This window comes from Microcystis sp. M061S2 (assembly GCF_020245605.1).
Lineage (GTDB): Bacteria > Cyanobacteriota > Cyanobacteriia > Cyanobacteriales > Microcystaceae > Microcystis.
The window spans coordinates 1-10,436 of sequence record NZ_JADBUP010000107.1; the positions used below are offsets into that span (position 1 = coordinate 1).

General features: G+C 42.5%; 14 protein-coding genes. 5 read left to right on the forward strand and 9 right to left on the reverse strand.

What is annotated here, in order from left to right; genetic code table 11:
* Positions 1 to 142 precede the first annotated feature (142 nt).
* From IM475_RS17835 to psbB, 4 genes are all read left to right on the forward strand, one after another.
* On the forward strand, positions 143 to 265 hold the full coding sequence (locus tag IM475_RS17835; RefSeq protein ID WP_287660708.1) for a HepT-like ribonuclease domain-containing protein: 123 nt from the start codon (positions 143 to 145) through the stop codon (positions 263 to 265).
* 172 nt (positions 266 to 437) lie between these two features.
* Positions 438 to 1,199, forward strand: coding sequence for a twin-arginine translocase subunit TatC (tatC, locus tag IM475_RS17840; RefSeq protein WP_002770330.1), 762 nt, complete (start codon positions 438 to 440; stop codon positions 1,197 to 1,199).
* Between the two features lie 213 nt (positions 1,200 to 1,412).
* Positions 1,413 to 1,724, forward strand: coding sequence for a hypothetical protein (locus tag IM475_RS17845; protein WP_287728600.1), 312 nt, complete (start codon positions 1,413 to 1,415; stop codon positions 1,722 to 1,724).
* 418 nt (positions 1,725 to 2,142) lie between these two features.
* Positions 2,143 to 3,669, forward strand: coding sequence for a photosystem II chlorophyll-binding protein CP47 (gene psbB / locus IM475_RS17850; RefSeq protein ID WP_002757651.1), 1,527 nt, complete (start codon positions 2,143 to 2,145; stop codon positions 3,667 to 3,669).
* A gap of 404 nt (positions 3,670 to 4,073) precedes the next feature.
* On the opposite strand, the gene IM475_RS17855 is transcribed toward psbB, so the two are convergent.
* The 6 genes from IM475_RS17855 to IM475_RS17880 form a co-directional block, all read right to left on the reverse strand.
* Positions 4,074 to 4,193: a photosystem II reaction center protein J gene (locus IM475_RS17855; RefSeq protein ID WP_002736108.1), complete on the reverse strand. Its 120-nt coding sequence runs from the start codon at positions 4,191 to 4,193 to the stop codon at positions 4,074 to 4,076.
* A gap of 42 nt (positions 4,194 to 4,235) precedes the next feature.
* Positions 4,236 to 4,355 (reverse strand): photosystem II reaction center protein PsbL, encoded by a 120-nt coding sequence (psbL, locus tag IM475_RS17860; protein WP_002735805.1) that lies wholly within the window; start codon positions 4,353 to 4,355, stop codon positions 4,236 to 4,238.
* A gap of 10 nt (positions 4,356 to 4,365) precedes the next feature.
* Positions 4,366 to 4,500 carry a cytochrome b559 subunit beta gene (gene psbF, locus IM475_RS17865; RefSeq protein WP_002736175.1) on the reverse strand — a complete coding sequence of 45 codons (135 nt, stop codon included), beginning with the start codon at positions 4,498 to 4,500 and terminating at the stop codon, positions 4,366 to 4,368.
* 25 nt (positions 4,501 to 4,525) lie between these two features.
* Positions 4,526 to 4,771, reverse strand: a complete 246-nt coding sequence (gene psbE / locus IM475_RS17870) for a cytochrome b559 subunit alpha (RefSeq protein WP_002737435.1) — start codon at positions 4,769 to 4,771, stop codon at positions 4,526 to 4,528.
* 78 nt (positions 4,772 to 4,849) lie between these two features.
* On the reverse strand, positions 4,850 to 5,842 hold the full coding sequence (locus IM475_RS17875) for a photosynthesis system II assembly factor Ycf48 (RefSeq protein WP_287728604.1): 993 nt from the start codon (positions 5,840 to 5,842) through the stop codon (positions 4,850 to 4,852).
* Positions 5,843 to 5,948: 106 nt separating this feature from the next.
* Entirely contained in the window at positions 5,949 to 6,296 is a 348-nt protein-coding gene (locus IM475_RS17880) for a rubredoxin (RefSeq protein WP_002757647.1), read from the reverse strand.
* A gap of 585 nt (positions 6,297 to 6,881) precedes the next feature.
* Here IM475_RS17880 and IM475_RS17885 point away from each other — a divergent pair.
* The gene (locus IM475_RS17885) at positions 6,882 to 9,179 is read left to right on the forward strand and encodes a TOMM precursor leader peptide-binding protein (protein ID WP_287728601.1); all 2,298 of its coding nucleotides are present in this window, start codon (positions 6,882 to 6,884) and stop codon (positions 9,177 to 9,179) included.
* A gap of 34 nt (positions 9,180 to 9,213) precedes the next feature.
* Here IM475_RS17885 and IM475_RS17890 read toward each other — a convergent pair whose 3' ends face one another.
* From IM475_RS17890 to IM475_RS17900, 3 genes are all read right to left on the reverse strand, one after another.
* Positions 9,214 to 9,513 carry a helix-turn-helix domain-containing protein gene (locus IM475_RS17890; protein ID WP_287728602.1) on the reverse strand — a complete coding sequence of 100 codons (300 nt, stop codon included), beginning with the start codon at positions 9,511 to 9,513 and terminating at the stop codon, positions 9,214 to 9,216.
* Between the two features lie 156 nt (positions 9,514 to 9,669).
* On the reverse strand, positions 9,670 to 10,053 hold the full coding sequence (locus tag IM475_RS17895) for a type II toxin-antitoxin system VapC family toxin (RefSeq protein WP_287728603.1): 384 nt from the start codon (positions 10,051 to 10,053) through the stop codon (positions 9,670 to 9,672).
* Positions 10,050 to 10,268 (reverse strand): type II toxin-antitoxin system Phd/YefM family antitoxin, encoded by a 219-nt coding sequence (locus tag IM475_RS17900; RefSeq protein ID WP_002738737.1) that lies wholly within the window; start codon positions 10,266 to 10,268, stop codon positions 10,050 to 10,052. The genes IM475_RS17895 and IM475_RS17900 overlap by 4 nt, the downstream gene beginning before the upstream one ends.
* Positions 10,269 to 10,436: the final 168 nt, after the last annotated feature.

Genomic DNA, 10,436 nt, shown 5'->3' on the forward strand with positions numbered 1-10,436 from the left:
ATTCCTAATAGTCTTTTAGTTTGTTTCGGATATTTTTGAATGTATTCCCAAGTGTAGTTTTTCATGGCTTTTTTTGAGTTACTATTTGTTTTATTATATCCTATTATTGTGATTTAATTAAATTATGGAGAGGTCTATTGGAATGAGAAATCGGTTAGTACATGAATATGATGATGTCAACCTCAATATTGTATGGGATGTGGTTCAGGCTGAAATCCCGTCACTGATTGAAGACTTGCAGTTACAGATTCCACCTGAACCCTGAGAATAGTGCGATCGCTATCAGGGAGAATTTTCCACTTAATTCAAACTCGATTGGCAACCTGTCACCGAGCAAACCCGACGATGTTGGAATGATTCTGATAGCTGACGGCTAATAGCTAAGGGTTATCAATGCTAGGATAAAGGCTTGAGTAGAGAACGATCGAGCCAAAGCCATGTCATCGACAGAAGTAAAAACCCCACCCCCAGACAGTCCTGAATTCCTCGATGAGTTACCCGGAGAAGTGGAAATGTCCTTATTTGACCACTTGGAGGAGTTGCGGCGCCGGATTTTCTATAGTTTAATTGCCGTGGCTGTGGGTGCGGTGGGATGTTTTATCTTCGTTAAACCCCTAGTACAAGTGCTGGAAGTCCCCGCCCAAGGGGTAAAATTTTTGCAGTTGGCCCCGGGAGAATTTTTTTTCGTCTCCCTAAAAGTAGCTGGATATAGCGGCATACTGGTGGCTAGTCCCGTCATTCTCTTGCAAATTATCCTCTTTGTGCTGCCGGGGTTAACCCGTCGCGAACGGCGTTTAATTGTCCCGGTAGTGTTAGGATCGAGTGTTTTATTTTTTGCTGGTTTATTTTTTGCCTATATTGCCCTGATTCCCGCCGCTTTAAACTTTTTTGTCAATTATGGGGCGGAAGTGGTCGAACAAGCTTGGTCGATCGAGCGCTATTTTGAATTTGTCTTACTTTTACTGTTTAGTACCGGCATCGCCTTTCAAATTCCCGTTATTCAATTGATTTTGAGCTTTTTAGGCATTATTTCCTCGCAAACGATGTTATCGGGCTGGCGTTTCGTGGTTTTGGGGGCGGTGATTTTAGGCGCGATTTTAACCCCTTCCACAGATCCTCTCACCCAATCCCTGTTAGCAGGGGCGGTCTTGGGTCTATACTTTGGGGGCATTGGGGTGGTGAAATTAACGGGACGTTGACTAGCTATTAGCCGTCATAGGAGACAGGAGTGGGAATTATGAATTATAAATTATGAATTGACGAGCGGGGAGCAGGGAGAACAAAGCTGACTTTTGCCTATTGCCTATTGTCTTTTCTGGCTGATGGCTGAGGGCTAAAAAGCTGATAAAATTTGACGGCTGAAAACTAATTAAGCCAGAAAGCTAGAGATTGATTCTAGATTGAGTAACAAAGTGAAATATTTTTTCTTAACGGCAGGTTGGACAATAGGACGGGTGTGGGAATTTGGCGGTTTGTGGGACCATGCGAGTAGTTGGCGACGACCACCGCAGATAGAGCGATTAAATATGGGTATTTTAGAGGGAGAACAGGTTTTATGGCTTTATAAGGTGGAAGAAGCTGTGATTATGGTGGAAGTTGCCCCCAAGAGTGCCGAAATTGCCGATACTGTCCCCACCATCGGGCAAGTGGTGCTAAAACGCTTGATTAGTGCCGAACAAGTCCTCGAAATCCTGCAAAATGCCGAAGAACTACTGAGGAAGTAATCAGTTATCAGTGATCAGTTATCAGTTATCAGTGATCAGGAGTCAGGAGTCAGGAGTTAGGATTCAGGAGACGGGAGATTATTTTTATTTATTCTCCCCACACCCTACACCCCACACCCCACACCCCACACCCCACACCCCACACCCCACACCCCACACCCTACACCCTACACCCTACACCCCACTCCCTACACCCCACTCCCTGATCTGGAATATTCTGGCGGAAGATCGATCGCAAAGACTTGAAATCTGTTCTAACAATAGTTACACTTCTTTAGAATAGATACACTTTTCAAGGGATAATGTAGGTCGGCTAACTCTTGCACTTAACCGTCGAGAGTGTTGGGCTTATATTTTGACCCTGAATATAAAAAGCGTCTAAGTGGACACTAAATTGTCAATAGGAGGAGCGTAGTCAATGGGACTACCTTGGTATCGAGTACACACAGTCGTTCTCAACGACCCGGGCCGTTTAATTTCCGTTCACCTGATGCACACCGCACTGGTAGCGGGTTGGGCTGGCTCCATGGCCCTCTATGAGCTTGCTATTTTCGACCCCAGTGACCCCGTATTAAACCCGATGTGGCGGCAAGGAATGTTCGTGCTGCCCTTCATGGCCCGTTTAGGTGTCACTGGTTCATGGGGTGGCTGGAGCGTCACCGGCGAAACTGGTGTTGACCCCGGTTTCTGGTCTTTTGAAGGCGTTGCCGCCGCTCATATCGTCTTATCCGGTCTGCTATTCCTAGCGGCGGTTTGGCACTGGGTTTTCTGGGATTTAGAATTATTTATCGATCCCCGCACGGGCGAATCTGCCCTCGATTTGCCGAAAATGTTCGGTATTCACCTGTTCTTATCCGGTTTACTCTGCTTCGGTTTCGGTGCTTTCCATCAAACAGGCCTTTGGGGTCCTGGGATGTGGGTTTCCGATGCCTACGGTTTAACCGGTCATGTGCAGCCCGTAGCTCCCGAATGGGGACCGGCTGGTTTTAACCCCTTTAACCCCGGGGGTGTGGTAGCTCACCACATTGCTGCGGGTATCGTCGGGATTATCGCCGGTTTATTCCATTTAACCGTCCGTCCCCCCGAAAGACTCTATAAAGCCCTGAGAATGGGTAATATCGAAACGGTGCTTTCTAGCAGTATCGCCGCTGTTTTCTTTGCCGCTTTCGTCGTGGCTGGAACCATGTGGTACGGTAATGCTACTACCCCGATCGAACTCTTTGGCCCGACCCGTTACCAATGGGATAAGGGCTATTTCCAAGAAGAAATTGAGCGTCGCGTCGAGGCCAGCATCGCCAACGGAGCCACCATCGCCGAAGCTTACCAAGCAATCCCCGAAAAACTGGCTTTCTATGATTATGTCGGTAATAGCCCCGCTAAAGGTGGTTTATTCCGTACTGGTGCCATGGATAGCGGTGACGGTATTGCTAAATCTTGGTTAGGACACCCCGTTTTCAAAGATGGCGAAGGTCGCGTCCTCAGCGTACGTCGGATGCCTAACTTCTTTGAAACCTTCCCCGTTGTCCTGACTGACTCGGAAGGTATCGTTCGCGCTGATATTCCTTTCCGTCGTGCGGAATCGAAACTGAGTATTGAACAAAGTGGTGTTACCGTTTCTTTCTACGGTGGCTCTCTCGATGGTCAGGTGTTCAGCGATCCTGCTGATGTGAAGAAATTTGCGCGTAGAGCGCAACTCGGTGAAGCTTTCGAGTTTGACACCGAAACCCTGAAGTCTGACGGGGTATTCCGCACTTCTCCGAGAGGTTGGTTTACTTTCGGTCATGCTGTCTTTGCTTTACTATTCTTCTTCGGTCACATCTGGCACGGTTCTCGTACCATCTACCGCGACGTATTCGCCGGGGTCGATCCGGATCTGGAAGAACAAGTGGAATTCGGTTTATTCCAAAAATTGGGTGATCTTAGCACTCGTAAACAAGAGGTTTAGTTTTAGCTAAATCATCCATATAAAAAAAGGAGTCAAGTCTTTGACTCCTTTTTTTAATTAGGGTCTGCTGAAAAAGTTTTTCGTGGGGGTAGGGTGTGGGGTGTGGGGTGTGGGGAGAAGGGAGCAGGGAGAAACAATTGATAACTTGAGAGTTAATCACACTATTAAAAACGGATTTAGTATAAATCCGTTTTTAAAAACTGATTATTTATTCTCCCCTTTTTGCATGAGTGCATGAGTAGAAAACGGGTTTCTCCGAGAAACCCGTTTTCTGTGCGTTACTCAACGGATTTAGTATTAGTATAAAGTTCGATCGAGCTTTACTTTTCACCGAATACTGAAAAAACCGCTAGTTATAGAAATAACTAACGGCTTTTTGCTGGGGGAAATTACCCGTAATGGAATTACATAGAGGAACCTAAACCGGCGTAAGCTCCGTAGAAGAAAAGACCAAGCACGGCGATAACGCCTAGACCGGCGATGGTGGCGACTAACCACAAAGGAATACGACCTTCTGCGAACATGAATAACACCTCCTAATTGCGATGACAATGAATCGGGACTAATTAGTTAAAGAAATAGCTGGAAAATAAAATTCCCAAGACAGCAACTAGGAGTAAACCTAGGTAAAGAGAAGTACGATTTAACTCGACAGCTTGCCGATTCGGATTAGGTGTTCTTTCCATAATTGTTCTCCTAGCGTTGAATAAACTGCATTGCCGCAATTGCACCGATAAAGAAGACAGTGGGGACCGCTAAGGTATGAACTGCCAACCAGCGAACGGTGAAAATGGGGTAAGAAATGGGTTGATTGGGATTACCACTAGCCATTGTTTTTATCCTTAATTAAAGTAAACTACTGATTAAACTGCTCGATTTGATTTTTGGCCTCAAAGCGATCATTAATGATCGGTAATTCTTGACGCTCTTGAGTGTAATACTCATCGGGACGGGGAGTGCCAAAAACATCGTAAGCCAAACCGGTACTCACGAATAACCAACCTGCGACAAAGAGCATGGGGATGGTGATGCTATGGATAATCCAGTAACGAATACTGGTAACGATATCGCCAAAAGGACGTTCGCCGGTACTACCTGACATGGACGGTTCTCCTCGGAATGATAGGACTTGAAAAATTCAATCTCTATAATAGAGACTTTGTTGACCCTGAGACAAGTTTTAGGCCGGTTCGCTGGGGGGATTATATTTCAGTAAAACCCCATCTTGTCCCAAGACAAAACCCTTGTCGGAATTGATAAAAACAATTCGATAGAGATTGGAGGGGACACTTTCCACCGCGCGATCTTTTTGCCAAGATTGGCCGCCGTCATCACTGACCAAGAGATTGCCGCTACCACCAGCGACCCAAATTTCTTCGGGGGTGCGGTAGTTGAGGTCCAAAAGTCCCCAACTGGTGGAAAACTCGGGGAATACCTTATCTTCCCATGTATCGAGATCATTGGGGCTAGTAAATTGTAGTTGACCACCCCGGGCCAGGGCCCACAATTCCCCTTTTTCACCATAACCGACTTTTTGTAAACGGCGGGAAGAAAGACGATTGTGGGGTTGCCATTCTGTTGACCCCGGTTCCCAGGTAGAATAAAAGTTACCGCGTGCGGAAACGGCCACGTATTTACCATCATGGGAACGAACAATTGTCCGGGCCACACCCACAGCACCTTCCACTAAAGCTTGCCAAGTTTTGCCCCCGTCTTTGGTGCGGTAGATAGCACCTAAATCCGTGACCATTTCGGCGGTTTTGTCGTTCAGGGCGATAATTCCGTAGGGGGAACCGGGTAATTTTTCACTTAAGGGGATACGGGACCAGCTGCTGCCCCCGTCTTCGCTATGGAGAAGAATTGAGGGTTTACCGACAATCCAACCCTCTTGGTCGTGGAAACTGACGGCGCTAAAGCTAACTTTTTCGTCGCCAAGGTTGAGGACTTTTTGCTGCCAGCTGTCCCCCCCATCGCTGGTTTCAAAGAGGGTAGATTTGGTCCCCACTAACCAACCGTGCTGCGGGTCGTCGGTAAAGGCGATATCGGCAAAAGTGGAGTCAGTGTCGAGGGTGAGGATTTGCCAAGGACTACTGCTCAGGGATGGCACACTACTACAGCTAAAGCAGAAAAAGGCTACAGCTAGAACTATTACGAATTGTTTCAGTTTTCTCATCAATGGTTCAGAGGTATTGGTCAAGGAATCGGGACGGATTAAGGTTTGTTCCCGAAGGGTTACAGGGCTACAAGAGCCGTTGGATTAAAGATAATGAGTGCTTGAGTTAGTTTAAACCATACAAACTAATAAAGAAAACAAATCCTAGTGCTAAAGCCCCGAAAATCAAAATATTTTTTTGTGCAGGAGTGAGACGGTTGACTCCAAAACCATAGCTAAGATTTTCTTGGAATCCCGAAGGAGCATCTTTAGCTCCGATGTTGATAAATTGGGAACGACGCACACCACACACGGGACAGCGCCACGTTTCTGGCAATTCCTCGAAGGGGGTTCCAGCGGGAGTGTTGGTTTTACTATCTCCCTTGCTGGGGTCGTAAACGTAGCCGCAGGAGCGACATTCGTAGTTGGCAGGGGCCTGGTCGGCTAGGGTTAGTTCTGGTGGGCGATCGCTCATAACTAAGATTAAAGGAATTTTCAACACTCTGTTACAAATTATCCTTGAAAATTGACACCTCTCACGGCCAACCCCTGACAGAATACCAAGTTTTCAAGTCTTAAAAGGATTAGCGAGGCAGCATATCGGCTTTAAAAAAAGTAGGATTAATCTATTAGAGCTTAAATGTCTATTAAAACTTTATTAAGTTGATATTTGGGCTATTTACCCTGATTTTGGTACTCAAATTTATTCCGAGAAATTGAGAAATTTTAGGCAGGGAAGAAATTAGGGGTCTCATAGCAAATCCTGTTTAAAAGGTAGAGGAGAGTGGGGAGTGCCGGAGCGGGGAACGGGGAGAAGAGAGAAACAATCGATAACTTGGGAGTTAATCATGCTATTAAAAGCGGATTTGCTATCCTATTGCATAAATTTAATCAATTTTAGCGATCGCTTTTATATTTTGGCATAAATGGGCTGCTCCCTCGCCGTTCCCTGTTCCCGAAAACGAAAACTTCGCACCTCACTATTAAGATGACTGCTATCAACCTTATATTATAGGTATATAATCAACCTTAACTATCCCTTAAAAAGAGAGTAAAAATTGTGTTCAACCAGCTTGATTGGAATCCTGCCTATTCAATTGAAACCTTAGAACCAAATACGGTATTTTTTCTATCTGAGCGAGAATCAATCTGTTTCCAAGAGCCGCTTTATTATCGTTTGGTAAGATTAATTGATGGTCAACGTAATCTTGATGAAATTATTGATATTCTTCAGTTAGAATTGTTACAAAATCAAGAAATTAATCCCAATAATCCTAATTCGCTTGCAGTTATTATTAATTATAGTCTGGCAATTCAAAAAGCAATTTTTCAGTTATATAAACGAGGGTTTTTATTAGAAAAAAAAGAATTATTGCCGTCTAATTTAGCAATTTTATGCCATCATCTTCAGGTTTCTCAAGCCCAAGCTTTTGAACGATTACAATCTCTGAAGGTTACGGTTAAAAGCCTAGGCTCAATTCCCCAGCAAGATTTGATCAATATTTTAAATTCCTTGCAAGTTCAAGTCGCAGATGAAGGGGATTTAACCATTATTTTAACCGATAATTATCTTCATCCTGATTTAGAGAGTATTAATCAACAAGCTTTAGTCTCACACAAGCCTTGGTTATTAGTTAATCCCCGGGGAAATCTAGCCTGGATTGGTCCCTTATTTGATCCCGATAAAACTGGTTGTTGGCATTGTTTAGCTCAACGGTTACGAGATAATCGTCCCGTGGAGGAATTTATCATTAGACAGAGAGAAAGTAAGATTTCTTTAATTTCTCCTTTAGGGTTTTCTTCAGCGACAATACAGACGGTTTTAAATCTGACGGCTATGGAGGTTTTTAAGTGGATTATTCAAGGTAAAAATCAACGTTTAGAAGGAATACTAATGACTTATGATACTTTAAATTTACAATTTCAAGAGCATATTTTAGTTAAACGTCCGAACTGTCCTAGTTGTGGATATTCTCTAAATAAAACACCTTTACCCGTGGTTTTGGGACATCGTAAAAAGGCTTTTACCAGTGATGGGGGACATCGTTTTTGTTCTCCTGAAGAAACCTTAAAAACCTATCAACATCATATCGGTCCTATTACGGGAATTGTGCGAGAATTAAATAAGATACAAGGGAATGCTTTAGTTCATACTTATGTAGCTAAACATCATTTTCGTAGTGTCTTTGATGATTTAGACAGTTTACGACAAAATGTTGGAGGTAGAAGTGCGGGAAAAGGCCGTACAGATAGTCAAGCAAAAGCCAGTGGATTTTGTGAAGCTATTGAGCGGTATTCGGGGGTTTTTCAAGGGAATGAAATCAGAGAAAAAGCCAGTTATCAAGAGTTAGGAGATAAAGCTATTCATCCTAACAAATGTATGAATTTTAGTGAAAAACAATATCAACATCGAGAAGAATGGAATGGGAAGAATCAAGGATGGTTTCAAAAAGTCCCTGAACCTTTTGATGAAACTAGAATGATTGATTGGACTCCTGTATGGTCTTTAACTGCTCAAGATTTTAAGTATTTACCGACGGGATATTGTTATTATGGTTATCCTCAATCTGAACCCTTAGATTGTTGGGCTGATTCTAATGGCTGCGCTGCGGGAAATACGATAGAAGAAGCGATTTTACAAGGGTTTATGGAGTTATTGGAACGAGATTGTGTGGCTTTATGGTGGTATAATCAATTAGTTAAACCTTACGTTAATTTAGAGAGCTTTAATGAGCCATATTTTGAGCAATTAAAGCAATATTATGAGGGGTTAAATCGGGAGCTATGGGTGTTAGATATTACCAGTGATTTGAATATCCCTTGTTTTGCCGCTATTAGTCCGAGAAAGGAGCGGGAAGTGGAGGACATTTTGTTAGGGTATGGGGCGCATTTTGACCCGAAAATTGCTATTAGTCGGGCGTTAACTGAGGTTAATCAAATCTTGCCGAATGTGTTATCTTTTAAGGAAGATGGGACAACGATTTATAATTCTTCTGCTGATCCTTTGGCGGTTAAATGGTGGCAAAAGGCAAGGTTAAGCAATCAATCTTATTTAGTTCCCGATAGTAAAATAATACCGAAAAAAAGTAATGATTATTTACAATTAGCCAGTGATGATTTATTAGAGGATGTTAAATTGTGTCAGCGAATTGTTGAGTCAAAGGGGATGGAAATGTTAGTATTAGACCAAACTCGTCCTGATATTGGTTTAAGAGTAGCTAAAGTCATTGTCCCCGGAATGCGTCATATGTGGAAGCGTTTAGGGACAGGAAGATTGTATGATGTTCCTGTTAGCATGGGATGGTTAAAAGAGACTTTGACGGAAGATGAATTAAATCCTTTTCCCATGTGGATGTAACCCTTGTTCATGGTCAATTGTTGATGATTTTAAGTTACTTGGTGAAGATTTCGAGTTTAACTTTCATTCCCGTTTTATCTAAAAGACTGAGTAATTTATCAACAGTAAAACGGCTAATTTCTCCATTCATTAAATCACTAATTTTCGGTTGTGTTTCCTCGAAAAAAGTGGCGGCTTCTTGCTGTGTCCATCTTTTTTCGAGGATAAAAGACCGCAAGGTTAACATCAAATCGGCTCTAATTTTTAAGTTAGTTGCTTCTTCACTGTTAAATCCTAAATCTTCAAAGATGTTATCGCTACCAAAAGTGATCTCAATAGGGTTAGATTGTGTCATGGTTATCCCTCCTGTAATTGTTGTCTAAATTGAATCATTTGTTGATAACGTTTTTGTCCCAATGCTTCAATCTAATCTAGAAGAGCGGCTGGATCATTGGGAGCTATTCCTTCATCTTGATCTAAGATCAATAATATTTTCATTTGTTGAGTTACACTAAATAAGCGCAATCGAATATTGACTGAAAATTGAATCACTTGTAATGATAGGGAGATTTTCAGCCATAGATTGAGCAATAATAATGCGATCAAAAGGAGCTCTGTGGTGAAAAGGTAGAGAAGCATTAATTTTTAGATGCTCTAGTTCAAGATTTAGGAAAACAATCCTACTTTCGTTCACTTCTTTCTCAATAAACTCTTCATAGGAAGGAACTAACCTTAACTTTCCTAAATTATATTTAATAGACATTTCCCAAAGACTGGCGATACTAAGATAACTAAAATTGTTCTCATCTTCAATTAAATCTTTGAGAGCATTGCTTAATCTAGGATCGTCATTAACAAACCAAAGAAAAATATGTGTGTCCAATAAAAAAGTCATTCCCTGTAATTTTGAAAGTCTTCAAGAGGTTCATCAAAGTCATCGCTCATCCATACTTTTCCCTTAGCACTTCCTCGTTTTAAGGGTCGTTTGATGGGGGAAATTTTGGCTACTGGCTCGTCGCCTTGCATAATAACAATTTCTTCTCCGTTAATTGCCAAATCGAGAAGTTTTGAGAGATCGGATTTAGCTTGAGCTATATCTAATTTAGTCATAATGTTAAATCTCTATTTAAGTTTTCAAGGCTCTACCGAACCTGTCATGCAAAACTATCAACAACTTATGCTTGTAAAGCTTGTACAATAAGGCTTTGAGTTTTTGTTAGATTGATATTTATCAACTTTAGAACATTGCTGGACAGAGAGGGAGCTTGGGGACTTTTC

Coding starts and splice junctions, on each gene's coding strand:
- IM475_RS17855 (WP_002736108.1), bottom strand. CDS start 4,193: ATGTTCGCAGAAGGTCGTATTCCTTTGTGGTTAGTCGCCACCATCGCC.
- IM475_RS17890 (WP_287728602.1), bottom strand. CDS start 9,513: ATGACACAATCTAACCCTATTGAGATCACTTTTGGTAGCGATAACATC.
- IM475_RS17835 (WP_287660708.1), top strand. CDS start 143: ATGAGAAATCGGTTAGTACATGAATATGATGATGTCAACCTCAATATT.
- psbF (WP_002736175.1), bottom strand. CDS start 4,500: ATGGCTAGTGGTAATCCCAATCAACCCATTTCTTACCCCATTTTCACC.
- IM475_RS17875 (WP_287728604.1), bottom strand. CDS start 5,842: ATGAGAAAACTGAAACAATTCGTAATAGTTCTAGCTGTAGCCTTTTTC.
- psbL (WP_002735805.1), bottom strand. CDS start 4,355: ATGGAAAGAACACCTAATCCGAATCGGCAAGCTGTCGAGTTAAATCGT.
- psbE (WP_002737435.1), bottom strand. CDS start 4,771: ATGTCAGGTAGTACCGGCGAACGTCCTTTTGGCGATATCGTTACCAGT.
- IM475_RS17900 (WP_002738737.1), bottom strand. CDS start 10,268: ATGACTAAATTAGATATAGCTCAAGCTAAATCCGATCTCTCAAAACTT.
- psbB (WP_002757651.1), top strand. CDS start 2,143: ATGGGACTACCTTGGTATCGAGTACACACAGTCGTTCTCAACGACCCG.
- IM475_RS17895 (WP_287728603.1), bottom strand. CDS start 10,053: ATGACTTTTTTATTGGACACACATATTTTTCTTTGGTTTGTTAATGAC.
- tatC (WP_002770330.1), top strand. CDS start 438: ATGTCATCGACAGAAGTAAAAACCCCACCCCCAGACAGTCCTGAATTC.
- IM475_RS17880 (WP_002757647.1), bottom strand. CDS start 6,296: ATGAGCGATCGCCCACCAGAACTAACCCTAGCCGACCAGGCCCCTGCC.